The 26323-nt window shown below is 47.4% G+C and carries 20 protein-coding genes; 8 read left to right on the top strand and 12 right to left on the bottom strand.

Annotated elements, in window-relative coordinates; translation table 11 throughout:
- Positions 1 to 207 precede the first annotated feature (207 nt).
- The 3 genes from AC0YNT_RS12510 to AC0YNT_RS12500 all read right to left on the bottom strand — a co-directional run bounded on the left by AC0YNT_RS12510 (position 208) and on the right by AC0YNT_RS12500 (position 2903).
- Positions 208 to 756: an Hcp family type VI secretion system effector gene (locus tag AC0YNT_RS12510; RefSeq protein WP_475804854.1), complete on the bottom strand. Its 549-nt coding sequence runs from the start codon at positions 754 to 756 to the stop codon at positions 208 to 210.
- A 331-nt stretch (positions 757 to 1087) separates the two neighbouring features.
- The gene (locus AC0YNT_RS12505; protein WP_475804853.1) at positions 1088 to 1744 is read right to left on the bottom strand and encodes an SDR family NAD(P)-dependent oxidoreductase; all 657 of its coding nucleotides are present in this window, start codon (positions 1742 to 1744) and stop codon (positions 1088 to 1090) included.
- 199 nt (positions 1745 to 1943) lie between these two features.
- Positions 1944 to 2903 (bottom strand): MraY family glycosyltransferase, encoded by a 960-nt coding sequence (locus tag AC0YNT_RS12500; RefSeq protein ID WP_475804955.1) that lies wholly within the window; start codon positions 2901 to 2903, stop codon positions 1944 to 1946.
- 139 nt (positions 2904 to 3042) lie between these two features.
- Here AC0YNT_RS12500 and AC0YNT_RS12495 point away from each other — a divergent pair, with 139 nt between their 5' ends.
- A complete protein-coding gene (locus AC0YNT_RS12495) occupies positions 3043 to 3375 on the top strand; it encodes a hypothetical protein (RefSeq protein ID WP_475804852.1) in 333 nt (110 codons plus the stop codon).
- Positions 3376 to 3424: 49 nt separating this feature from the next.
- Here AC0YNT_RS12495 and AC0YNT_RS12490 read toward each other — a convergent pair whose 3' ends face one another.
- Entirely contained in the window at positions 3425 to 4639 is a 1215-nt protein-coding gene (locus AC0YNT_RS12490) for an RCC1 domain-containing protein (RefSeq protein WP_475804851.1), read from the bottom strand.
- 59 nt (positions 4640 to 4698) lie between these two features.
- Positions 4699 to 6807, bottom strand: coding sequence for a GMC family oxidoreductase (locus AC0YNT_RS12485; RefSeq protein ID WP_475804850.1), 2109 nt, complete (start codon positions 6805 to 6807; stop codon positions 4699 to 4701).
- Positions 6808 to 6993: 186 nt separating this feature from the next.
- On the opposite strand from AC0YNT_RS12485, the gene AC0YNT_RS12480 reads away from it, so the two are divergent.
- On the top strand, positions 6994 to 7707 hold the full coding sequence (locus AC0YNT_RS12480; protein WP_475804849.1) for an ABC transporter ATP-binding protein: 714 nt from the start codon (positions 6994 to 6996) through the stop codon (positions 7705 to 7707).
- Positions 7691 to 9295, top strand: coding sequence for a hypothetical protein (locus tag AC0YNT_RS12475; RefSeq protein WP_475804848.1), 1605 nt, complete (start codon positions 7691 to 7693; stop codon positions 9293 to 9295). Before AC0YNT_RS12480 ends, AC0YNT_RS12475 begins: the two co-directional genes overlap by 17 nt.
- 77 nt (positions 9296 to 9372) lie before the next feature.
- Here the strand turns inward: AC0YNT_RS12475 and AC0YNT_RS12470 are convergent, their stop codons facing one another.
- From AC0YNT_RS12470 to AC0YNT_RS12455, 4 genes are all read right to left on the bottom strand, one after another.
- Positions 9373 to 9996 (bottom strand): flavin reductase family protein, encoded by a 624-nt coding sequence (locus tag AC0YNT_RS12470; protein ID WP_475804954.1) that lies wholly within the window; start codon positions 9994 to 9996, stop codon positions 9373 to 9375.
- Positions 9997 to 10457: 461 nt separating this feature from the next.
- Positions 10458 to 11849, bottom strand: coding sequence for an MATE family efflux transporter (locus tag AC0YNT_RS12465; protein WP_475804847.1), 1392 nt, complete (start codon positions 11847 to 11849; stop codon positions 10458 to 10460).
- Between the two features lie 134 nt (positions 11850 to 11983).
- Positions 11984 to 13342 carry a YheC/YheD family endospore coat-associated protein gene (locus tag AC0YNT_RS12460; RefSeq protein ID WP_475804846.1) on the bottom strand — a complete coding sequence of 453 codons (1359 nt, stop codon included), beginning with the start codon at positions 13340 to 13342 and terminating at the stop codon, positions 11984 to 11986.
- A gap of 2 nt (positions 13343 to 13344) precedes the next feature.
- Positions 13345 to 14682 carry a YheC/YheD family endospore coat-associated protein gene (locus AC0YNT_RS12455; protein WP_475804845.1) on the bottom strand — a complete coding sequence of 446 codons (1338 nt, stop codon included), beginning with the start codon at positions 14680 to 14682 and terminating at the stop codon, positions 13345 to 13347.
- Positions 14683 to 14835: 153 nt separating this feature from the next.
- On the opposite strand from AC0YNT_RS12455, the gene AC0YNT_RS12450 reads away from it, so the two are divergent.
- Together AC0YNT_RS12450 and AC0YNT_RS12445 are read left to right on the top strand one after the other, a co-directional pair.
- Complete coding sequence (locus AC0YNT_RS12450) at positions 14836 to 15906, top strand: YheC/YheD family endospore coat-associated protein (RefSeq protein WP_475804844.1); 1071 nt, start codon at positions 14836 to 14838, stop codon at positions 15904 to 15906.
- Positions 15907 to 16074: 168 nt separating this feature from the next.
- Positions 16075 to 16986 (top strand): glycoside hydrolase family 43 protein, encoded by a 912-nt coding sequence (locus tag AC0YNT_RS12445; RefSeq protein ID WP_475804843.1) that lies wholly within the window; start codon positions 16075 to 16077, stop codon positions 16984 to 16986.
- A 79-nt stretch (positions 16987 to 17065) separates the two neighbouring features.
- On the opposite strand, the gene AC0YNT_RS12440 is transcribed toward AC0YNT_RS12445, so the two are convergent.
- Positions 17066 to 18106, bottom strand: coding sequence for an NADH:flavin oxidoreductase (locus tag AC0YNT_RS12440; protein ID WP_475804842.1), 1041 nt, complete (start codon positions 18104 to 18106; stop codon positions 17066 to 17068).
- A gap of 226 nt (positions 18107 to 18332) precedes the next feature.
- On the bottom strand, positions 18333 to 19232 hold the full coding sequence (locus AC0YNT_RS12435; RefSeq protein WP_475804841.1) for a helix-turn-helix transcriptional regulator: 900 nt from the start codon (positions 19230 to 19232) through the stop codon (positions 18333 to 18335).
- A gap of 289 nt (positions 19233 to 19521) precedes the next feature.
- Here AC0YNT_RS12435 and AC0YNT_RS12430 point away from each other — a divergent pair, with 289 nt between their 5' ends.
- Together AC0YNT_RS12430 and AC0YNT_RS12425 are read left to right on the top strand one after the other, a co-directional pair.
- A complete protein-coding gene (locus AC0YNT_RS12430) occupies positions 19522 to 20355 on the top strand; it encodes a phytanoyl-CoA dioxygenase family protein (protein WP_475804840.1) in 834 nt (277 codons plus the stop codon).
- A gap of 470 nt (positions 20356 to 20825) precedes the next feature.
- Positions 20826 to 23939, top strand: a complete 3114-nt coding sequence (locus AC0YNT_RS12425) for an amidase family protein (protein ID WP_475804839.1) — start codon at positions 20826 to 20828, stop codon at positions 23937 to 23939.
- A gap of 353 nt (positions 23940 to 24292) precedes the next feature.
- Here AC0YNT_RS12425 and AC0YNT_RS12420 read toward each other — a convergent pair whose 3' ends face one another.
- On the bottom strand, positions 24293 to 25147 hold the full coding sequence (locus AC0YNT_RS12420; RefSeq protein WP_475804838.1) for a sulfurtransferase: 855 nt from the start codon (positions 25145 to 25147) through the stop codon (positions 24293 to 24295).
- A 185-nt stretch (positions 25148 to 25332) separates the two neighbouring features.
- On the opposite strand from AC0YNT_RS12420, the gene AC0YNT_RS12415 reads away from it, so the two are divergent.
- On the top strand, positions 25333 to 26196 hold the full coding sequence (locus AC0YNT_RS12415; protein WP_475804837.1) for a hypothetical protein: 864 nt from the start codon (positions 25333 to 25335) through the stop codon (positions 26194 to 26196).
- Positions 26197 to 26323 lie beyond the last annotated feature (127 nt).

The following is a 26323-nucleotide window of genomic DNA, read 5'->3' as shown; positions in this document are numbered from 1 at the left end:
ACCTTTCCGGTGACAGCATTTTTTTTGATTCCATCTTCATCCAATATATTATGTCTAGGTCTAATATGTCAAAATAAAATATATTCATTATATTATTGTGAGGGATGATCAAAAAGAACGACAAATAGGGCTGTAACTGGCAGCTTGTTGCTACCAATGACAGCCCTGCTTTTGAATTGACACTTATGCTATATTGAACCGCGCCACTTAAATTTTAATTAACTTCTTGAAGTCAAAGCCGCCTTTAATCGTCGCGCCGGCCGTACCATCCGCTTTCAAAGCCGTGTAAGACATGTTAATAGATGAGTAGCCGATTTTTATCGTTTCAACACCACCGTTGAAGCTATAAGAATTTAATACGACGTCGGTTAAGTCAACCGTCAGGAAAGGCTTCGTACCTGTTGCACCTGCCTTGACGAATACGATCGATGCACTCTTAATAATTGTTGACATAGCAGCCGCCTGCATGAGTTGAATAGAGGCAGAATCGGTCGGCTTCGTAAACTCAATTCCATCAATGGTAGGTTTGCTTATGGATACGCCGGCTCCTACACCAACAACTGCGGATGAGTTCTCCACCCCAAACTTGACGTTGTCATTTAGTGCAATCCACTTCTCATAACCCTTCGTAACGGAATCTCCGCTAAAGCCTTCGAGCTTCAGATAAACATCATAGACGTGTTCCTGAGGCTCTGCGCTCGCGAATGGTCCTCCAAACAACGCGACCACTACCAACGTGATTGCGGCGACAAGCAATAGCGTAACGCTTTTTTTGAATGTACTCCCAAATGAGAACGTAATAGAAATCCCTCCTGAAAAAAATTATCACCCAACTAACCATGATCAATGGTTAATTGTGATGATTCTTACTTCGTAAGCATAAACCATGAATGTTCACTCAACTGAATCACTAAAATATTCTGCCAACCCAAAGAAGAGAACGATCAAGCTCATCCCCCTTTTAACGGATTAATAGGCCGTCATACATTTGCATTATACAGGATAATGATGGTTTTTCGATACGTTTTGTATCAAATGTTTCATAAATAAAGGGTACATCACTACATGTGTGATGTACCCCAGCACTTTAAGATTGAGCGAACACATACTCCACTTCATTACGCTCTTGATACAGCTCCCAGTACTTCTCGGCAATTTGATCCGGATCATAAAACGTGCCTTTAGCTACATGCCCGCCAATTGAGACTGTACCAACGTAGACATTGTGAGCTTTCAGTTCCTGAGCTAAAGAATAAGCGAGCGAGCGGACCCCAGCTTTACCGATTGATAATGAAGCATATTCAGGATTCGGAGTGATCGCAATTCCACCACCTGTAATAAGAATCGTCCCTTCTCTGCGTTCCACGAATGCCGGTACTACCTGCTTAACGCTCGTCAACGCGCCAACGACATTTACTTTAAATTCATCAATCAATTGCTGTTCATTTAACTTAGAAACCGTGGATTGTGAAATGACAGCCGCATTGTAGAGCAATACATCTGGCGTACTGAACTGTTCTCTAATAACCTGAAACGCATTTTCGACTGACTCCGTGTTCGTTGCATCAGCAGTTATAGCAAACGCCTCGACAGCCTCATCCTTAAGATTATTCACTAACGTATCCAAAGAGCCTTGATTACGTGCGATAAGTGCAACCCGGAACCCATTGGATCCAAATTTACGCGCGACGGCCGCGCTCACTCCCTGTCCTGCTCCAACAATAACTAAAAGCGGCTTACTCATTCCATCCACTCCCTTACATATTTTTCTATATACTACCATCCCTATCGGAATTTAACAATATAAAACATTGAGCAATGCTCGATGTTTATGTCTTCCAGAACATATGGTGAATTAAGTATGTGCCAAAATAAAAAAAACAGAGTACAGCGTCTTTCTCGCCGTACTCTGTTTTCGTGCTTTCGCTCCTACTGATTACCTCTTACACCTGTACCAGCATAAGAATAATAGAGGACAAGCCCATGCATGTACCCATTAAACATAGTACCATTAGAGCCTGTTTATGATTAAGTCCCGCCCTCAGCAAACGATAATGAGCCTGGCTAGCATCTGCCTGATAGATCGCTTTTCCTTGCAAAAATCGTTTGATCATCACATACAGGTTATCGAATATCGGTACGCCTAATGCAAGGATCGGAATGAAGATAGAGAGAGCCGTTGCTTGCTTGAAAGCCCCATCGAGTGAAATAACAGCGAGCATGAATCCAAGAAAAGTAGCTCCCGCATCGCCCATAAATATTTTAGCCGGAGGTTTGTTGAATCTTAAATACGCTAATGTTATCCCTACTAAAATAATAGCCATACTAGCAGAGTTCGACTGCCCCATTGTTAACGCCACAATAAACAAGGTCATCGCAGATATAGCAGACAGCCCACCCGCTAGTCCATCCAATCCATCCGAGAAGTTGATAACTGTCGTAACACCAAATATCCACAGCGTAGTTAAAATAAACTGCAAGAAGATAGGAAGCTCAATATATTCGCCAGAAAACGGATTAACGAAGCCGGTAAACACAACACCTGCGGCATAGACTAATATAGCAGCGGAAAGCTGAACAATCAGTTTGGGCAGAGCAGGGAAGTCTTTCCCTTTTGTCTTATACCAATCATCTAGTGTACCTATCGCTAGCAACAATAGCCCGCCTAGAAAAATAGCCCCTGTTTCCATAGAGAAATCCCGAACGACAACTAAGTAAGCAACAAAAAAGCCAATAAAAATAGCATAACCAGCCGTAAGCGGAATAGGCTTTCGGTGCAGTTTACGCTCAACATTTTTTCTAGGCTTGTCCACAAAATCGATTCTAAAAGCAAGCTTGCTGAATGGAGGAATTAACACGAGAACCGTCACAAAAGACAGCAGAAAAGCAACAAAATATAAAATACTATCACCACCATTTGTAGAAATACCTCATCTATTAATTATACCTTTAGCTCGAAGGCTGTCGACTGATGTTTCACTGACTATCCACTGACGTCAATAAGTATCTGCAATGTATAAGGATCGACAGGAGGTGCGACTATTGCTTCGAAAAAGAAATTTATGGTGCGCTTTTATCCTTCTATTTGTCGCTAGTCTGCTGTTTGCTGCTTGTTCCCGGCATAAAGATCATTCCGCAGAAGCGATAGCGATTGTCTCTAATGTTGTAGTTACAGATAAGGGAACAACGGATGACGGACACTATTGGATCCTCGCTGTATATCCGGATAAAAAGAAGTTCAAAAGCACCATTAAACTGAATGTGAAAGAAGCACTCTGGAGTACGGTTGCGATCAACCGAAAGTACACCGTCCATTACGTCGAACAAGCGGATGGAACTTATGAATTGCTTGAGATCCGTCTGCTCACAGATTAAAGGGAGAGCCACCAGATAGGTGACTCTCCCTGTTTGTACTTAACTGTTGTTATAACTTCATCACTCTATAAGCTGACGTCTGATTATGATTAGTAATGATTTTTGCCGGGTTCTTAGGGTCATTGATTGTCTCCTTGCCGTTCCCAATCATCCCATTCACGTTATCTCCCCATGCCCATACGTAACCATTCGTATCAAAAGCATAGAAGCTTCTCGAAGAGGAAGCTGCCACATCAACAACGCCGGTTAACCCAGGAAAATGATATGGTGTTGTTCGACTGCTCTTCCCGCCACCACTCTGTCCTATCTCGTTGCCGCCCCAGATATACACCGCGCCGTTCTTGGTCAGTGCAAGCGTATTACCCTTGCTGGCTGCAACCTTAACAACACCGCTGATCCCTTGAACTCTGGCAGGGCTTTTCTGAACCTGCTCAGCGGAGACACCGCCATTACCAAGCTGTCCGCTGCCATTTACTCCCCAAGTCCAAACCGTTCCATCCTTTTTCAGCACGACCGTATGCGGAGATGAACCGCTGGCTACTTGCTGCACGGAGGAAATGTTTTTCACCTGTACAGGCTTATTCCGGTTAGTCTTTGTTCCGTCCGCTAGTTGATAGCTTGAATTATCTCCCCATGCCCACAATGTACCGTCATCACGGATCGCATAGGAGGTCTTATACCCGGCATAAATCGAGATAACATGCGTTAATTCCGGCACTTCTACCGGCTCCCGGCTAAGTTTATTATTCCCTATGCCAAGCTGACCCGATGTATTATCTCCCCAAGCGAGTACAGCGCCTTTTTTCGTTAAGGCTAGATTATAAGAATTACCTCCGCTAATAGAGACGACGTCTTTCAATTGCGGGATTAGAGTCGGCTGCATAATGTATTCCGCTCTGGAGTCAATGCCTACTTGTCCTGAGTGGTTGAGCCCCCATCCCCAGACCTTGCCATTCGCCATTGCAAAGGCATGTGACCCGCCGGCGACGATTTTGTTAATGCTCTTAATCCCTTTAATTTGGATTGGCAGCGTCGATGCCTTCTTGGAGATTTGACCCGTTGCTAATTGACCCGCAGCATTACTTCCCCAGCCCCATACGGTACCGTCACTCTGCAAAACAATGGCAAAGGAATCCCCCGCCGACATGCCAACCTCCCGTTTCTCCGCTCCATCAGCCTTCTGTAACCCAAGTGGCGAAGAACTTAATACAAGTAAGGAGAGTAAAGATAACGCCGTCAAACGAGTCCATAGCTTAAATGCCATGCTCGATCCTCCTATGTAGGTCCGTTTTTACGAGCATAATAGCTTTTTAAATAGATTGGCTAGCCTAGCTTCACCAGGTTATCCGCAGTGCGGAAAGCCAAGGCCATAATCGTCAGCACCGGGTTAACGCCGCCGTTTGTTACGTGAACGGAACCATCACTAACCCATAGATTGTCATAGCCATGCACGCGGCCTGATGGATCGGTGACAGATGTCGCAGGATCGTTCCCCATACGAAGTGTACCTGCCTGATGCTGTCCTCCACTTAACCCTCCACCGGGCTTGGTTTGCCACACTTCACGCGCTCCGGCAGCCCAAAGCCACTTCTCAGCCTGCTCTCCATTTACTGCCGACGCTCGAAGGGACTCGGGATGAACGCTGCCAGAAAGCGCTGCAACCGGTATGCCAAAACGGTCCTTAACCGACTTCGACAGCAGCACCCTGGAATCGGCGTTTGGAATCTCCTGAATCGGGCCTTGAATTTGACTCGTACGCAAGAAGGTATCACGCATCGTCTCCTTGCCTTTAATTCCCCATCTTGCCGCATTCGGCGAAAGTGCTCGATACCAGTGAATAAGAGGCAGCCGGGTAAACTCGTTTGCCAGCAGTCCCCCGCCGATAATCCCCTTATTGCTATGTTCAGAGCTGAAACTCGCTATGCTGACCCCTGGACCAAGGCCGTCTTGAACGATCTCGTCAAAAATCCCATAAGCGCCGGAATAAACATGACCTTGCAGGTTCCTGCCAACTTGGCCGTTCCGATTGCCGATTCCGTCTGGCTCCGCATCGCTTGTGGAATTCAGAAGAAGTCTTGCACTTTCGATTGCCCCCGCGGCTACTACAACGTGCTCTGCCCGTATTTGCCGCCGATGGGTCGAACCATTCGATTGCTGCACAAGGCGGACTCCGGTCGCATGCCTTCCTCCTTCGGTGTCGATATGCTCGACCATCGTATCGCAGATCAGATCGCAATTGCCCGTAGCTAGTGCTCTTACCAGCATGGTGTTGTGTCCGCCGTTCTTGCTGTTCGTCGGACAAGCAAATCCAACGCATTGACCACATCTGCCGCAAGCCTGCCTGCCATCTCTTTCAATAGAGTTAATAAGAAGCGGTACCGCCCCGTAGTGCCATCCCAGCTTTTGGGCAGCATGGGCTAACCGTTCGGCTTCCAGCGTCAGAGGCATAGCCGGCATGGGATAAGCATTGTGACGTTTGCCTCTACCAGGATGGGCATTCCCATCACCGGATACGCCAACCTCCCATTCCGCACGCTCGTAATAAGGTTCAAGATCTTCATAATGGATCGGCCAATCGCTCAACGAGCTACCTTCTGGCACTCCATAACGGCTTGCCATACGGAAATCATCCGAATGAAACCGCCACGCCTGCGCCCCATAAACCCGTGTACCTCCCCCAACCGTCATCGCGTTATTGTGGTAATCACCATCAATAGGTAGCGTCATTCGCTCGCTGCCATTCGCTAGCGCAATTGTGCGGGGATTGCCTTCCACATCCGGTCCTGTGTTATGCCCATATTTGCTAATCCGATGATTCCGCAGGTGATCCCTGCCAACCTGATCGTATTGCAGCCAACTGCCTCGCTCGACGACAAGCACCTGCATTCCCGCTTCGGCAAGAACAGCCGCAGCTACCGATCCCCCTGCTCCGGATCCGATTACAACAGCATCATACCGGTATCGCAGCTGCTCAATTGATTTTTGCGGCAACTCAGCTTCGGGAGCTGGCGCAGCCGTTCCTTCCACGGGGCCTGGACGAAAACCTATCATGTCCCATGACTGACCTTTTATATTACCTCCCGCTTCCGGGGTTCCATAGTAACCTTCTGCGGATAGATTCAATAACGTATCAAAAAATAGCTTTGACGAAACAGGCCAGTCCTGAAAGGCATCAAGCTCCGCCTTCTTTAAAAGTTCATCTTGCTCATTAGCCGACAAATTTGAAAATGGCTTCCCATGAAGCTTTAATGCTTCCTCCTCCATGGAGCGGAGTCCCGGTTCAATCACCTTCGTCCAATCTGCTGCACCTGTCGCGGCATATTGCTCCAAATAGGTTAAAGCGCCCGCTTCACTCGCTGACTGCCAATCATCCTTAGGAATCATTCGATCCGTAACCGCTTTCAAAAGAGAATCTGTATCATATTGACTCATTCCCTTGACCCCTCCCTGATTCTAGCTACCTCTTCATCATAATCTGATCTTATAGTTTTTCAAGACCTATCTCTACCTATTATAGAAATGGCAGAATAAATTAGGAATCTCCGCAACGGTCTAGTCACAATTGCGTAATAGACGAGTAACCATATTCTAAGTATGAAAGAAATGAGGTTCACAAGCATGGAATTGATCCTACAAGGAATTACGAAAAGCTTTGGGGATAAGAAAGTGCTCCAGGGCGCAGGGTTCCATTTTCAAAAGGGTAAAATATACGGACTGCTGGGTCGCAACGGCGTAGGGAAAACAACATTGTTTAATTGCTTAAGCGGTGAAACCAAGATCGATAGCGGACATGCGTGGTTAAAGGATGAGGAAGACGAGCGGAAATTGGTCGAGGAGGATATTGGTTACGTGTATTCGCTGCCGATCCTGCCCGAATTTCTGACCGGTTATGAATTCATCAAGTTCTACCTTGATATTAACCGTGACAAGCGTCCGGGCTCCAATATTGACGCTTACTTCGATAAGATGAGCATGTCGCAGGAAGATCGTCACCGGCTTATTAAAAACTATTCCCATGGCATGAAAAACAAAATTCAGATGCTGCTTTTTCTCATTTCAAAACCGCCGGTCATTTTGCTTGACGAACCGCTGACCTCCTTCGACGTGATCGTAGCACATGAGATGAAAAATATGCTGCGCGAAATGAAACACGATCATATCCTCATTTTCTCTACCCACATTTTGCAGTTAGCCGCCGATTTATGTGATGAGATTGTCGTACTGAACAACGGTCAGTTGTCCGCCGTGCCGGCCGATTTGCTGCATAGCGCGGAGTTCGAGCAAAACATAATTTCATTGTTAAAGGATGACAGTCATGCTGACAACATTTAGCACGCTGTTTTCCATTCGGACTTCCTCAACCGTCAATCGTCTGATTTTTTACGCTCAGAAGCTACCTTTGATCGGCAAAGCAATTAAAGATACGCAGTATGCTAATTTGGGTGGGAAAAAGGCGATTGCTGTCGTCGCGTTCCTTCTGCATGTCATTTGGGGCTTCGTATCCAAGCTGGCTTTTCTAGGATTGATGGTTTACATGCCGGCTGTCACCATGAACGGGACCCTGCCAAAGGAGGATCAGCTTTCACTATTTTTGCATATCTTCTTGCTGATTAGCTTTGGGGTGGCGGGTGTCGCCAGCGTCATGGTGCTCGAGACGAAACGAGAGAAGTACATTGCCGTAAAGCTCATGCGGATGAAGCCTGCCGCCTATATGCATGCGTCGCTGGGCTATCGTTATTGCTCTTACTTTATCTACTATATCCCGGCTATGCTGATCTTCACCTCCTTGCTGGATGTCCCAATTCTTAAAGGGATGGGGCTGGCCTTGTCGGTCACGCTTTGGCGGGTACTGTGCGAATATCTACATCTCAAACTGTTTCAGAAAAAGGGAATCGTGCTCATCAAAAATAACGTGGCAGTGTGGCTTGCGATAGGACTTGGCTATGGTGCTGCTTATGTGCCTCTTTTGCTAAATTGGACGCCGACAAGCGGCGAGCTGCTGCTCCTGTGGCCCGTTACGTTGGTCATTGCGGTGCTTGGCGCAATAGCTGCGGTGCAGTTAAAACGATATTCTGACTATCGAATGGCAGTTGACGCAGCGACAAAAAGGGATGATCCGCTGCTCGATCTTAGCCGTATGTTTGTGGAAGCAAATAAAAAGCAAGTGAAGTCAAAGGACGTCGACTATACGTCTATGGCCGGGCAGTCAGCCAAATATAAGAGCCGGGAAGGTTATGCGTATCTGAATGCGTTGTTTTTCGCAAGGCATCGCAGTCTCCTGTTACGACCTCTGTGGAACAGAATGGCAATTATTGGTGCTATAGGGGTAATCGGCATAGCATTTGCTCTCTTCGATCCGGAAGAAGCCTCCTCCCTGGCTGCAAAATGGAGCACGGGACTTCCATGGTTGATCTGGATCATGAACTTTCTGTCCATTGGAGAAAAAGCGTGCAAGGCTATTTTCTATAACTGTGATCTCAGCCTGATGCGCTACAGCTTCTATCGAAATGCCGCCGAACAGCATTTCCGAGAGCGGCTATACCGCATCTGCGGGTATAACTTAGCGCTTGCCGCCTTACTTGGAGCCGCATTGACCGGATTTGCACTGACTGCCGGGGGAATATCATCGGAAGAATTGCTTCTGACATTAGTCTCTTTAATTGCGCTGTCTGTGTTTTTCTCCATCCACCATCTATTCCTGTATTACATTCTGCAGCCTTATTCGACCGAGCTAAATATGAAAAATCCTTTCTTCTTTGTCGTAAACTTTGTCGTTTCCATCGCTTTCGTTTTGGCCCTCATCTTGGAAGCTGATGCCGCGACACTCGCGATCACCATAACTGCCATAACGATCGTTTACTTCGTAACGGCGCTTACTCTTGTTAAGAAGTGGGGACCTCGCACTTTCAGAGTGAAGTGAGAGATTTACTAGTGATAGGAGGGGCTATAAAAAATACAGAGCAACGGCATTCCTCTCGCCGTGCTCTGTAACGCCCTCTATTTCGCCGCACCTGGCCCAAATACTGGGGCCAATCGGGAATTAGAAAGCTGTTCGCTTAGGCCGAAATATTCACAGAAGTTCATAATCATTGGATTCCATTTGGACGGATCAATGTAATTGGGATGGTCTTTCATCGTCAGATCTTGATCCACGTGAATCTTCTCGATGTGGACCTCCAATGCAACCAATGAACTCGGTTCTTCGAACGGATGTACCTTTATAAGCTTTGCCTCTAAGTGAACAGGGCATTGTTGTACGCGAGGTGCTTTGACCTCTCGAGATGGTAAGGGAGTGAGCTTCGACCTGCCGAATTTGTCCGGCTCGAAATGATATCCTCTAGCTGCCTTGGATTCCGGAACGGGGTTTCGTCCGGTTACCAAGGTGAGACTTTCAATAGCAGGAATCAGGTCGATAGACGGCAAGTTTAGCACGCATTCTCCCTCTCTAATCAAGTTCAGAGCGGTCTGAGATCTACTGCTTAATCCGAGCATGCAAGATCGATTCAACCACCACGCTGACGACATTGGCGCCAAATTGGGTGTTCCGTCTGCATTCATCGTGCTAATCAGCACGACAGGCGAGCCGAAATACAAGATTTTAGGTTCGATTTCCACATGCATGGTCATGCGTTTGACTCCTTTCCGAGTCGTATTATATTCCTAATGTAGCACAGATCATTAGGCGTTTATACGAATTCGGAATGAGACAGCAAGAACACGAAAGAATGAGCTCTCCATTCAATTCGGTAGCCGCCTTTAGTTAAAAAAGTCCGATACGATTTGACCCTTGTGATGAAATTCATGCATCTCAACCTGTGTTAATAGCAGCAAAGGAGTTGCAGTCTTCGGGTAACCCTGCCAGCTCTTCAATTGGTTCCAGATCGAACATTCGAACGTACCACTCCGCTGAAAGTGCAATATCTGTTACAGGAATAAAAATTTTCAATCTATTAACGATAAAAATTCATAATAAGATACGGGTAAATAATGAAAGAAAAAAAGCGTCCGAATCGATTATAAGATTCAGAACGCTTTGCTAAGTTTGATTATGATGGGACAGGTGGAGGCGAACCCCTCCGCCTTTAAGCCTGCGCTTCCACGCCGTTATCCGAAACGGAAGCAGGCTTCACTAGCGCTTTCTTTTCCCAGACTCGGCTTCTCCAGCGAAGCAGCATCATGAGTCCACGCAGCCACTCGTCAACCGTAAAGGCAATCCATATGCCAAGCAGTCCGATTCCGAAATGAACACCTAGCAAATAGGCAAGCGGTACGGAGACCCCCCACATGGAGATAGTGCCCATCAAGACAGGAAACCGCGCATCCCCGGCGGCACGCAGCGAATTGATGACGACCGTATTGAAGGTTCTGCCTGGTTCAAGTATGATGGAAAGCAAAAAAATACTCGATCCAGCAGCAATGATCTCAGGGTCATCTGTAAACATGCCGACCAGCTCATGCCGGAATATCGCTGCCACACCGACGATAACTAATGTTAATAAAAAGCTAACCTTCAAGCTTTTCATCAGTCTCTGGTAGGCTGCTTTCATATCGCCCGCACCAACCATTTGTCCGACGATGATTTCCGTCCCCATCCCGATTGCTAATCCCAACGCCATAAAATAGTTCGATATATTCATAACATAAACATGCGTATTTAATGCAGTGATACCAATCATATTAACAAAACTAATAATCATCAGATACTGCGACTGATAAGAGATATGCTCCCCCGCGGCAGGCAAGCCAATGCTCATGATCTGTTTCGCGTAAGAACCGTTCCAGGTCACGTAATCCTTACGACGAATGGGTTCAGAAATCCGGCGATACAAAAGGATAAATAAAACGATAATGCCGAGCAAACGGCTCACGACCGTTGATATGGCCGCTCCTGTAACACCCCATTCGGGGAAGCCCAAGTTGCCAAAGACTAGCAAATAGTTTCCTACAATATGGATAATGTTCACACCTAGCGTTACATACATAACGCTCTTAGTGTTTCCGCTCGAACGGATGACCGACGACACAGCGTAAGAAAGCGCCTCGATCCAAATAAAACCGCCAATGATCTTCAAATAATGATTAGCAATTCCAATTTGTTCAGGATTTAATTTCAATAGCTGCAGCAGAGATTCCCCAAAACTTACGAGAACGATGCTGACGAGGATCCCGAATATCAGGTTCATCGTAATCGCCAGCGCCGATATACGGCTCGCCTCTTTCGCCCGCCCTGCGCCGATATACTGGGCAACCGCAACACTAGTGCCTACCCCAACAAAGCCGAACATCAGAATACAAAAATAAATAATTTCATTGGCTAAGCCTACTGCCCCTGTCGCCTTATCGGAGATGCGGCTTAACATAAACACATCCACTGTACCCAGCAGCATCCGCAGCACGAAGTCTACGAATATGGGCCATGTCACAGCATAAAGACTAAGTTTCTTCCACGATGGAGTATTATCGGATAAGGTCACGTTTACTAGCTCCTACTATGTTTTTCTCTGTTGCCTTCCCTAGTGTAGCGCTCGTTAGTGGATACGTCTACGGGGGAAATAATGTCGTAGCAAAAAGAAAAAGCGCCAAATGGGGCGCCAGGAGGATACTTCATTCAATTAGAGGTTTTGAAGCCGGCAAGTGCATTGGCATATAGCAATGGCTTAGCCACTTGCTTAAGGTATAAGTCCCTTTGCTTTGCATACAACGCCAGATGATGATCGGGTAAAATGTTCACTTCCAACACATAAATATGACCGTTTTTATCCACCATCACATCGACGCCAATATCGGCATAATTCCCGCCTTTGGCATCAAATACTTTGCAGGCCTTGGTGCAGATCCCTATCATTCGTTGCTGCATCTGCAGCGACTGACTTCGGCTATAGCCATAAGTGCCTTGCAGCGCATTCAAACCTTTGGAGGCAAATCCGGCAGAGGTAAAGTTTGTAACAATGCCGTTTTTCTTGCCGAACCTTGCAATAACCCCTGTACAGGACCACTGAAGCTGTTCGTTTTTTTGCATAATGACCCTAAAGTCGATGCCTCTGCTGTCTTTTCGTTTCATTTCTATCCCTTGCTGCACGATATACTGTTGTTCTCGCAGGAGATTCGCTAGAAAACCAGCTACCTCATTGGTTCTAACGGGTACAAATCGATAAGCGCGGGCCTTTTTATTATTTTCAGGGTAAATGAACTGATAGCCATAACCCGAACGAACCGCTTTAATAATCCCCCTGGCCATAGATTCCATAGTGGGCTTCAGATAGACGGCGTTATATCGGGATAACATTTCATCCAGATCTTTGCGACTCTGCAGCTTTCTTGTATGGGGCAAATGTTTGCGGATCGCCGGATGAGGGGAAAGCCATTTCCATAATTTCCACTTGTTAAAATGGTCGCCAAGGAAATAACCATTAAACAAACGCTTGCCAAGCACCCGTTTGAGCGCTTTGTAAGTAGGCGGATTCAGCGCTGCTCTTCTATATAAAGCGGATGGATACGGGAAAGTACCCAGGGTCCAATTCGATTTCGTACCATTTGGAAAATAATAGTACCCTCGAATTTTTTTCGCGTGCAAGGAAATATCATCAGCCCGGCAAATATAGATTAAGCCCTGTATATGAGAATAAGGACGTAAATAATCATTGTAATTCTTTACTTTCTCTATTGTTATATCCGCGCCTGGTTTAAAAGCGACTATACCCAGCACTGGACCGATGTGGACGTTTTTCCCTTTGACCAATACTTTATATTGCAACGGAGGAAGGCTATACCCTTCCAGCGATGACGATGAAATACCAATTGTATTGATTGGCAGGCTTTGAGATACTCTCACCTTTAGTTGTCTGCTCCAGCCTCCGAAATGCACCTGGACGGTTGATGGCCTGCTTGCGAATTTCCGCAAAAAAGCTTGATTTACATGTAGGCTGTCTTTCTCTACAAGATTCAGCTTTTTAACATACATAGCCATAATCATTGCCTTCCTTTCAATGGATGGCTTGTGCCGAAGCCGGCTAGTTTTTTTGCGTACTGCATATTGGCTTTAATCGTTTGGTGGAACATTTGTTTCTCCCCTGCGTCCAAAGCGATGGTAGGATTGGGATCATTATGATTAACCTCGATAATCCATAATTTGTTCTGTGTATCTAGAGCAAAGTCAAAGCCCAAATTAGCGGCATGATAGCCCGATGACGCCAGCTGCTTAGCAATATTACGAGCGATCTTTTCCATCCTGAGACAAGTAGCTCCAGCTTGGGCTTCTCCCCTATGCAGGATTCTTCGAAGCGTTCGTTTCCCTTCTATTGCCGTTCCGCCTTTGGATATGTTGCTTACAATTGATCTGCGAGGTCCAAGCCTTGCGATAATCCCCATCCGCCTCCATTTCCCACGCCCGTCTTTCACCAGGATTAACCGGAAATCGATTAGACGCTCCTTGGAAGAGACCAGCTTTATTCTCTCTTGAATTAAATAGCCGGATTGATGGGTTTGTCTCTGAAGAAAATAGCCCAGCTCCTGCACATTGTGAAAATGCTTCTTCAACGAGCCTTTATGCGTAACCGTTATTTTATTATTTTGTTTGGACAGCTTGAGAATATGACTCCCAAATGATCCTTGGACAGGTTTCATATATAACTCTTCACTGTGTTCAAGCATTCGGGTAATATCCTGCGGCCTCTGATACAGAATGGTTCTAGGCAGATGGTTTCTGACGCTTACATTCCGGGAGAGAAGCCTGTGCATGCTCCATTTATCCAGCCGAAAGTCATTAAATATGGTTTTCCCAAGGTTGTGTTGAAAATGGCTCATTAATGGATGACTGGTCAACGATTTATTGAATATAGACGAAGGATATTGGTATTGACCGGATATCCATGTCTTCTTTGCAGGCGAATACATAAACCCGCGAATCGTCTTCGCCCGAAGATTAACATCCTCAGGAGAAAAAGCTAATAGTGCTCCGTTTATGTGACGGTACATCTTCGTGTAATGGATTAAATTCTGAAATGGGAGCCTGCCTTTTATCTTATCAACAAGAATGCCGATATAAGGACCCACGATCAGCGTATTTCCATCCTTGCGTACTTGAAATTGTCCTTCTGCCGGTGTCTTTAATTTGTTCATACATGCATCAGAGACGAGCAATTGGCCTTGCGCTACCTTCTCTGAAGTCGTCAATTTGATTGGAATGGTCGTAATGCCGAATTGGAGAAGGAGACTTTGATTTCGAGATAAATTCCATTTCTTCAGGAATGCTGGGGCGACCAGGACCGTATCGGACGGTAGAGAGGTTCGACTGCGAATTTTGATCATGGTTAGGAACCTTTCCTTCCATTAAAAATCAGCTATGCATTAGTCTATTATTCGTGTTCTGCAGTGTTACTTGGTTGATCATAAATGGGCTTTGTGTCCTTTTGCTCATACATTCATACACTGAAATTAAATCAAGGAGGGGAGGCTTTTTTTGTGGCAACTCTCGGAATCATGTGGGATCGAATGAACAGGGGAGTTTTTAAATGGCAGGCCAAGGCCATTCAGGCAGCTGGGTTTGACAAGTTATTATTGTTTAAGCCTGACCATGTCGATCGAAGATATCGAACCATTGCCGGATGGGTATATGAGAATAATCATTGGCGCTATGAGCCAAGATCCCCGTATCCTGCTATCATCTATGACCGCGGCATCTATAGCGGCCGAATGCTCCGGGAAGCTAGACAAGTGAAAGTAAACACGGGAATTCCATTTGCAGGGGATTGGCTGGAGAATGATAAATGGAACATTCATAAAAAGCTCTCGGTAAATAGCAGGCTCCGTCCCTATCTTATCCCTACTTTGCTGTTAAACCATAATCAAGCCGTGCATACGATGCTGCGTAAATATAGAAAACTCATTATTAAACCTCTTGGCACCCATAAAGGAACCGGCATATTGAAGCTGTCCTATATGAATGGGAAATATGTGATAGAGGAAAATAAAAAGAAGAAAATCCACTTATCTAAAGAGGGATTACAGGGGAAGCTTGCTCAGTTGCGCAGCAAAAGGAACTATCTTGTTCAACAATGGGTAGATATAACCGACTCTACGAATAGAGTCTACGATATTCGCGTGCTTATTCAGAAAAATGCACTTGGACGATGGTATCTTACCGGGATGGGTGTGCGTTTAGGGAAAGCAGGCAATATTACTTCAAATCTAGCTACGGAAGGCACAGCGAAGGAAATTATCTCTTTCTTATCCCAACAATTTGGTCATACGAGGGCATTAAGGCTTGAGCAAAAGCTTCGAGAGCTTGCCTTTGAAATTGCCGTACAATTAGAACGGTCCTATCACAAACGGCTGGTAGAGCTTGGACTTGATTTCGGGATTGATCGCCAGTCCCATATCTGGATCATCGAAGCTAACGCCATACCTGGCAAAGAGGTGTTTAAGCGGGCAGCTACTCCAAAAGTGTTCAAACAAAGCCTGCAGCTTCCGATTTATTATGCAGGCTTCCTGCATACAAGGCTATCGGGAGGAAAAACGCGGCGCAAGCCATGAATAACAATGAGTAAGAAAGTTAGAAGAGCCTTGGAAATGCTTCCTTCCGGGGCTCTTTTCTTATGCCCTATGCCCTATTCCTGTCTGTGAGCGTTTTCAAGACGCTTTTTTATGGTACTATTCAGGAGGTACATATCTCTCATATTTTATTTTCGGAGGAACAATACGATGAAAAATTCAGGTAACCCGATTTTTCCAGGATGGTATGCTGATCCAGAAGCCCGCGTGTTTAATAATACCTATTGGGTGTATCCGACTTATTCTGCTCCATACGATGAACAAACGTTTTTTGATGCATTCTACTCAAAAGACCTCGTCGAATGGCATAAAGTCGAAAAAGTATTGGACCGTTCGACGGTCACTTGGGCTAAGCGCGCCGTGTGGGCACCTTCGCCAATTGAACGAGACGGCAAATTCTATTTCTATTTTTGCGCCAACGACATTCAAAGCAACAATGAACTAGGCGGAATCGGCGTGGCGGTGGCTGACCAGCCGGAAGGCCCATTCCTCGATCCACTAGGCAAGCCGTTGATCGATAGATTCCAACACAACGCGCAGCCAATTGATCCGCATGCGTTCATTGACGAAGATGGAACGGCCTATCTTTATTTCGGCGGATGGGGCCATTGCGTCGTCGCAAAACTAAACGAGGACATGATTAGCCTTGGAACATTCGAAGACGGCGAGACATTCAAAGAGGTTACTCCGGCAAACTATGTCGAAGGTCCGTGCATGATCAAGAAAGACGGAAAGTATTATTTCATGTGGTCAGAGGGCGGCTGGGGCGGTCCGAATTATTGCGTCGCCTACGCCATATCGGATAATCCGCTGGGGCCTTTCGAGCGGCTTGGTGTCGTGCTCGCCAAGCAGGATGACGTGGCGACCGGCGCAGGTCACCATGGCTTTCTTCAGATACCGGGAACGGACGAATATTGGATCGTCTATCACCGGAGGCCTCTTGAAGAAACAGATGCTAATCACCGAGTGACCTGCATCGACAAGATGACGTTCAACGAGGATGGTACGATAGCGCCTGTTAAGCTTACGTTCGAGGGAGCTCCCGAAAGAGTTCTGAAATAACGTGTTAGCGTTCCGTTCGTGTTCATATGGAGCATAAAAAACACATCGTCACATGTGACGATGTGTTTTTTACTTTACATTAGAATAGTTTCTTGAGCGCTTCAGGCGTGAAAGGCACCAATTCATCCAATTTACCATCACGGATTTTGCAGGCCCATGCTGGATCAACTAGCAGTGCCCTGCCGATCGCTACCAGATCAAACTCATCATTTTCGAGCTTTTGCACAAGCCCTTCAATTCCTGTATTGGCAGAGCTTTTTCCTTCGGTGAAGAAAGTCATGAAATCACTGTCGAGTCCAACCGAGCCGACCGTAATCGTTGGTTTGCCAGTGATCCGCTTCACCCAGCCCGCCAGATTCAAATCCGATCCGGCAAATTCAGGCTCCCAGTACCGGCGGGTCGAGCAATGGAAAATATCCACGCCTGCATCCACCAGCGGTTGTAAAAATTGTTCCAGCTCTTCAGGATTATAAGCCAGCTTCACGTTGTATTCCCTTTCTTTCCACTGCGAAATCCGCAGCACAATTGGGAAGTCCGGCCCCACAGATTCGCGGCAAGCCCGTACGACCTCCTCGGCGAACCGGGTACGGGCAACCAGACTGCCCCCGTAGCGGTCCGTACGCTGATTGCTTTTCTCCCAGAAGAACTGGTCGATCAGATAACCATGCGCTCCGTGGATCTCTATGCCGTCGAAGCCGAGCCGCTTTGCTTCAAAGGCCGAGTCGGCGAATGCTTGTACGATAGCGGCGATCTCGGCTTCGATATAGTCATTCACCTGCTTCTTCGTACCCATATGCCAGATTTGAGGCATGATTTTTCCTCCTGCAGCATGAACCTCGGCTACGACCTTAGCCCAGCCTTTTAAAGCTTCTTCACCGTAAAAGTGAGGCACATCCTTAGAGTTCGAGGAATCGGGATGGTTCACCACCGTTCCTTCAGTTATGATAAGGCCCACATTATTCTCGGCTCTCCGGCGGTAATAAGCGGCCACGTCTGCTCCAGGTACCCCATCCGGAGACATAGCTCGCGTCATAGGCGCCATCACAATGCGATTGGCCAGTGTAAGTTGTCCAAGAGTAAACGGACGGAACAAGGATTGTACTGCTGTTGAAGTTGACAATGTGTTTACCTCCGATCAAGAGTTGGATGTCATTAAAATTAGCAAAGGCAGGTGCTGGAAGCCACTTGTTGACTTCAGTACATAAAAAAATACAGAGCACATCGGCATCTCGCTAGCCGTGCTCTGTATTCATTTTCACATAATGCTGTTATAAACTCCAGTCCTTACTCTTCCCCCACCGCAATCGGATTCCCCTCATAGCTACTCCAATCGCTCCAGCTGGAAATCAATTTCTGAATTCCGTAGGCGTCAAACCGGTCTCCTCTTTAAAATTTCGGGAGAAATAATGAACGCTGGCGTAACCAAGCCGCTCTGCGATCACTTCCATCTTCTCGCCGCTCAGCAGGTAATATTTCGCTTTACGGATACGTTCGTTGATGAGATATTGCTTCGGACTATCGCCGGTACATTTGCGAAATAGCGATGAGAAATAGATGACGTGATAGCCGCACAGCGCAGCGAGCTCATTCACGGTCCAATTCTTCTCCGGCTGTTGGTTAATTGCCTGGAGGGCAGGATCAATCTTGCCCTGTTCCGGCGACCTCGGCCGCTTCGTCAGCTGATTGCGAACAATGGTGGCGATCAGCTCTGTCATTAATGAACGCAGCACGATGCGGTAGCCCGGCTGCTCGTTCATATATTCTTTTACAATACGCATCAAGATCGGCTTGAGGTCGGGCTTGGTAAAGTAAGGCGGCAGCTCCAGCAGCTCTTTGTTGTGGAGCTCAAGCTTGTAACTAGGGCGGATACTGGCTTTAAGCTTCTCCTCGCTGCATGCTTCGATCGAGAATGCGGGGTGGACAGGCTCTAGCGATGACTGCCGATATGCAAAATGGATGCCGATGAAGACGGCACCCGTTCGTGTGATGATCCGGTGCGGACAATGGGGTCCGTACAGCGCGCTGTCTCCTGCTGTTAGAGTATATTGCTCCTGGCCGATCCTTATTTCGGCTTCGCCCGAGAGCAGGCAGAACAGCTGATAGTCCGGGATGATGCGAGGCCCCCATTGCTCGAAGGCAGGCACTTCGGCCTGGCTCGCAAAGTTAACCGTTGGCTGAAGATCATCGATCGCGCCCAGGACGATATCCGGATTTGAATACGGTGGATGCGGCGGGTCTTGGAACATAAGGCAAATCACCTCATGGCAGGAATGATAAAGGATATTTGAAAAGTGCAAAGACCTGTTTCGTATCTGTAAATACACCGCTTACAAACTCCGCTATGCTTAGCACATCAAGCAATAACGCAAAATCCACTGATTATTAAGCTTATGCTTTCGAAGTAAGAATCATCAAGAACAGCCATACGGCTGTTTGGGTGACAATTCTTTTGAGCTTATGCTTTCGAAGTAAGAATCATCAAGAACAGCCATACGGCTGTTTGGGTGACAATTCTTTTTAGGAGGAATGGTTTCTATGTTAAGTCAAGCACAAATCGCGGAGTTTGAAAACAACGGTTTTCTAAAAGGTGGGGTTGTACTGAGCGAGGCCGAGGTAGATGAGCTTCGCGAGGAGCTCGACAAGGTGATGAACGGCGAGACCGTCAATAAACCTGCCTTAAATCATAACATGCTAAGTTCGGATTCCCCGTATGACAATATGAAAATGATCGCGAGCGAGAGTGTCGTCCAGATCGTTAATATCTGGCTCGCCAGCGATCGTTTCCTCCAGCACGCCGCGCATCCGGTCATCTGCGAGGAAATTGCCCAGCTATGCCATTCCAATTCACTTCGCATCTGGCACGACCAAGTGCAATATAAGCCGCCTATTACAGGTGGACCTACGCACTGGCACCAAGATCATCCACTATGGCCGATCATCCAGCCTGCCGACCTCGTCAGTGCATGGGTCGCGCTTGACGACGCCGTCATCGAAAACGGCTGCATGTGGATGGTGCCGGGCAGCCACAAGTGGGGCAATCATCAGCGCTATCTGGCGAACACGCAGGACTTCATGCCGTACCATAAGCAGCCGGAGATGCTGCCGAACAACGCAGTAGTAAATGCCGTGCCTTTCGAGATCAAGAAGGGCCAAGTGGGGTACCACCACTGCCTGACTTGGCATGGCAGCCCGCACAACCGCTCCGAGATGAAGCGCCGCGCCATCGCCGTACACTACATGCCGGGCCACACCCGCTACGAGCCTGTGGGTGAGCACGTCATGCTCTCCTACGTCAACGTAAAGCCGGGCGAGCTGCTTGTGGGTGATCATTTTCCAGAGGTGTACCGGAAGCAGGGAGTAAAGGTTTAACGATTTTTATGTGGGAGCCGCGCTGACTGCGCGGCTCTTTTGTTTTGTGGCGCATATCCGGCTCGTATGGTGTATAGAAACAAACAGGTATGGATGTTCACCAAGAAACGATTGTTGTTTGCACCATTGCTGGTGCTGCAGGAGATCATACAAAGTCATGTTGTACTCACTTTCTAAATGCCGCCTGTTGAACTGGTATTGACAACGAAACATAAAAATTACAGAGCAACATTCATTTGGAAGATTGATAAGTTAACCTGCTCAAGAAGGATCATTTTAGTGTGATTAATATTTACATAATCTTAATAAAAACTTAACATATCAATACCATGCCGATTATTTTCCGTCCTTTTATATCATTATTTTATATTTTACGTTAATTTATCTAACATAATATGAAACTATACTTGACTCTATATTTTCATAATGATAGAGTCTCTACCATATTCACTAGAGGGAGTTGAAGCACTTTGTTTAAGATCAGGAATATTTTAAAGCTCAGTAAAGATCAATCTGCTTTAGATTTACCCGCCTCACAAGCTGTAAAGCACACCAAGAGCAAAAAGTCGACATTTGCAGCAATCCTCGCTTTTTCCATTATCATCGCAGGAGTAGCCCCGTCCAATAGCGCATACGCGTTAACTAAGCTGACATCGGAAGCCGGGACGGAATGGGAATTCCACGACTCCTTCGCACCTAACCTCGATTCAGGCAGTATTCGCAGAGCAAGCAATACGCCCGCGCAAGGCTTTGGCAATATTTTTGTACAAGTGTCCACCACGCCGGCACCTCGGATGAACGATCAAATGATGCGGGGCTTTGGACTTGTATTCGACGGCAATAATACATTTGCTACTACGCAATCCGTTAATTTGGGCAATGTTCTTATTACACGCGATATTTACTTTGATAGCAAAAACAACCGAACAAGATTTTTTGACACCTTTACCAACACTGCCTCTTCGCCCGTCTCGGTCAATGTATCTTTCGGCGGATCGCTCGGCTACGGCACTGCCGAAAATTACGGCGCTGTAAAAATGACCTCTAGCGGAGACACTGCCATCGCTACCGACGATTCATGGGCGTTGATAGGTAATACGAAAGCAACAGACCGCCCCATTGGTGTCGTTCTTGGTTCGCCTGCTCCGTTTGAAGGAGGGCTGCAAGGCACCGGCAACCAGCAAGAAGACCCTTTCACTACCCCGCTCGCCACTTCCGGCAATGACGCAAACTTCTACGGCTTTATCCACCACCTGACGATTGAGCCTGGCCACACCAAATCGCTTGCCAGATATGTGCTGGCCGGGGAAACAGGCGAAGCCGGACTAACCCAAACCGCCGATTCGCTGGATCAACTGGCGAAGAAGCCTGATCTTACGCAGCTGACTCCAGCGCAGGTATGCACAATTAGCAACTGGGACTTATCCAGCCTCACTGATTTTGATTCTGCTGCATGCGCAGACGTTACCAGCCTTGACATTCCGGCGGCTCCGGCAGTACCACCTATGGTGACAACCTCCAATTACGATGTAATTAACAAAAGCATTGAGCAAATGCAGGATGATATGGAGAAAGGCATCACTACTTCCGAAGCCATCACAAAAGCTTATCTGGATCGCATTACAGCGTATGATTTCGGACAGTTAGGCTTCCATTCCTTCCTTCACGTCTCTGAAACGGCTATCCAGCAGGCCAAGGCAGCAGACCAAGCGCGCAAGGAGGGGAAGACAGGCCAATTACTTGGTATTCCAATTGCTGTCAAGGATCTCTATGACACCAAGGATATGCCGACCACCGGCGGTACCAAAGCGCTTGAAGGCTGGCAGCCCAAATCTGACGCTTACCAGATTCAGAAACTGAGGGAAGCAGGAGCCATCATTATCGGCAAAGCCAATACTTCAGAATTTGCCAATAGTGGCAGCTTCAGCGACAGCGGCTGGATGCAAACCTGGAATGCGCTCTATCCGTCCAAAACCTCGTTTGGTTCCAGCGGCGGCCCAGCAGTATCCGTTGCAACAAGTTTTGCAGCAGCAGCCATGGGTACACAAACTGGTGTATCGCTTTACGCACCGTCTACAGGCGCTAGTCTGACGGCTTTCCGTGGCACGGACGGCATGGCAAGCACGCGCGGTGTTATGCCGCTCACATGGGGACAAGACTATGCAGGACCCATCGCCCGCACCGTCACCGACCTATCTTATTTGCTTAATGCAACGACAGGCACCGATCCGCAGGATATGCTGACACAGGAAGCAGATGCAAGAAGGCCTAGCGACTGGACGGAAGCTCTCGATCGCAATGCCCTGCAAGGCAAGCGTATCGGCTATATTCCATCCTCATTCGTTTCCTCATACGCCGATGACGGCACGGGACAAGCCGTCATGCAACATTTTGAAGATCTGGTGGAAGCAGGAGCTACCATGGTTGAGATGAGCGCACCCCCTGGGGGCGGAACAAGACCCTCGGGAAATGCCGGTTCCGAGGGCTGGGCACGCTACATCGAGCTGCATGAAGATTTCCCTTACGCCACCGGCGACGAACTGCTCGCCTCGCCTAAGGTACTGTTATACAATCAAGGAAGCTTACAAGTGCGCCCTCGAATGACTGAAAGCCAAGTACAGAACTACATTGCTTATAGAACGAACTACAAGAAGATTATTGCAGACTGGATGGATCAGTACGATGTAGACAGCGTCGTTTATGCTGGCTTTATCAGCGACATGTACAATAACGACAGCGCCGCCTCTCAGCTGAGCTCGGACAGAGGTACCGGCGTACTGACATCTAATGTCGGACTGCCAACTGTTGTCGTACCTGTAGGCACAAATCCAGATGGCTATTCCATTTCCATGCAGCTTGTAGGCAAGGCATGGGATGATGCCAACATTCTGGGCATGGGCTACGCACTGGAGCAGCACACTTTGGCTCGCAGTGTAACAACCTTTGCGCCAGCGCTGAGCTATCAGCCAGATAACACCGGACCAACAAATCCAGGCAATGGCCCATCCACACCGGGTAACGGACCGTCCACGCCAGATAACAGCAATGACGGAGAGCAGTCCCCGGAAGTGATTTCGTTTGCCGACACGAAAGGACACTGGGCCAAGAATAGCATTGACTTCCTGGTTCAGAAAAAATTGCTGTCCGGTTTCCCGGATGGAACCTTCCGTCCTGACCTTGGCACTACACGCGCCGAAGCCGTGAAGGTGTTAGTAACTCAGCTTGGCTTAGAGCCGCAAACGAGCAGCTTCACCGATGTGCCTGCTGGGCACTGGGCTGCAGGCTATCTCGGAGCAGCAGAAAAGTCAGGCCTCATGACCGGATATACTGACGGCACATTCCGGCCGGACGACAGAATTAATCGGGAAGAGATGGCTGCCCTGGTTGCCAGAGCATTCAAACTAAGCGGCAGTGCTGCTGTTTCATTCTCGGATGTCCAGGCAAGCTCCTGGTCATACACCTATATCAACGCCCTGACAGCCAATAAGATCGTCGAGGGATATGCTGATGGTACATTCCGCCCTGCTCAAGAAATAACCAGAGCTGAATTTGCCACAATTATAGCCAGAGTACTGCAACGCTAGACAATAGAAACAGGCGCCTTCTTCATCAGAAATTAATATTGTTAACTTATGTAAGACAGGCCGGGGAGTTCACCTTAATGGTTGGGCGTACCCGGCCCTTTTTACGTCTGTACAGGGCACTGTGAAGATAGGAGCGGCCATGTCACATTGACCGCATGGCGATGTATTCAAAGTGAACGGGAGGTTTATTCTTATCCGAATGTTGATCGAGCCACAGCGTCCCTAGGTGGTGTATATGCTTTCATGGCTTATTCAAGAACCGCTTGTTGACTCCGTGTTGACACGGAGCTATAAAAAAATACAGAGCCATGGCAATTAGCTCACCATGCTCTGTACCTAAAATCGATGTACTGCTATCCGTTTTTCCGTTCTTCTTTCTCCCCAACCGCAATCGGATTCTCCTCGTAGGAGATCCAATCACTCCAACTTCCTGCATACAGCCTTACCTTCGTAAAGCCAGCATCCTGCAAAGCCAGTACATTCGGACAAGCGGTTACTCCGGAGCCGCAGTAGACGATTGTCTCACGATCTTTATCTAATCCTTCGAACCGAGTAGCCTGCTCGTCCGCGTTTTTCCACTTACCTTCTTCTCCCTTGGCTTCTGACCAGAGGCGGTTAATAGCGCCTGGAATATGACCTGCTTTTTTGTCCAGCGGTTCTACCTCGCCGCGGTAGCGTGCACCATCTCGGGAGTCGATGAGCGTAACGTTCTCATTGCCAAGCTTCTCATGGACTTCGTCCATCTCTACCAGCATGTTATGCTGCACTGTTGCAAGGAAGCGTGCTGGGATCAGCACTTTCTGCTCGGCATTCACTGGGAAGCCGGCGTTTTGCCAAGCCGTATAGCCTTCATCCAGAACAAATACTTGTTCATGGCCCAAATATTTCAGCAGCCACCACAGACGCGAAGCGAACGCTCCGCCTTGATCGTCGTAAGCGATAACGCGGGTTTCATTGCTGATGCCAACTTTGCTAAGTGCAACGGTCAACGCCGTAATGTCCGGCAATGGATGGCGTCCGCCATGCTCTTCAACCGGAGCGGACAGATCTTTTTCCAAGTCAAGAAATACAGCACCTGCAATGTGGGAAGCTTCATAAGCTTCGCGGCCAAAGTCCGGTTTGCCAAGCTGGAACCGGCAGTCTACGATTACGATGTCTGTCTCATATAAGCGGGCAAGAAGCCATTTCAACGATACGATATTGTTCATTTAGGAATAACCGCCTTTCGTATGTATGCTATATGTGCATTATACATGAATCCTCCCCCTATCTTCTAACCAAGGTGGTTTCCGTTTACAAATATCGCATATTTCCATAATCATGTAGAAATACTTCATAGATAAAATCTTCTTTGGACAGGTTTGTCCAACATTTTATCAAAGGAGATGAATTTATGTTTAAACGTGTCATCGGTACGGCGGCCGTTATTATCGCACTAGGTGCAGCGCTCGTTACGGAAGCCGGGGTTGCGCCATCGCCAGCTCATGCGGCTAGCAACATGGTTCCGGATTATGAAGTGAAGCTGCTTATGAATCCAAGCACCACACTGGGCTCGGATTATAAGCTGACAAGCTCCGTATTAAGTGCCTTCGCGATGCCAACAACCGTTACGAAGATGAACGTAGCTTTCCTGGACACCAACACCAAAGACATCTACAACAACGGATGGAGCACTCGAATCCGCAAGACAGAAGGCGAAGATGACTTCGAATTGTCTTACAAGAAGCGCTACACCATCACCAATAACGATATTAATGCAGCTCTAACGCAGGCAAACAATGATGGCTTTAACTCCGGCGATACCAACTATGAGGCTCAAGTGGAATGGGGCTACCAGAAGAAAACACTCAGCATCACTCGGACCAAAAGCGGCAGCAAATCCGGTTACAGCGGCATGGATCTCCCATCGATTAGTGACTCCCGCAGCCTGATGATTAACAACGCACCAGACAAATTTAATGATTGGCTGTCTAATGATTGGGGTACGAACAAATTGCAATCCTCCCGTTATTTCGGTCCGGTACTTGCCAAACGTTCCATCGGTACATGGAGCGGCTTGCAGATTTATATCGAAGTATGGCCGATCAAGAACGCTGCAGGCACTGGCACGGAATATGTGGTTGAGGCTTCCTTCAAAACAACCAGCGCCACAACTGCTTCAACTAAACATGATGAGCTCGTCACTTACCTGCAAAGCAAAGGCTGGTTCCTGGCTCAGGATTCGTTGAAAACGCAGTTAATTATGGATCGTTATTAATCTAATGAATTATCGCCTGTCAACCTGTCAAACAGCTTTCCTCTGCTTAGCTATTAAGCGAAGGAAGGCTGTTTTTTAATTTAGGCTCACCAACGTGTAAAGTTTACTTGACATAAAGTATAGTTTG

It is taken from the genome of Paenibacillus sp. J22R56 (assembly GCF_056269375.1).
This window is presented reverse-complemented; position numbering and strand designations above follow the sequence as displayed.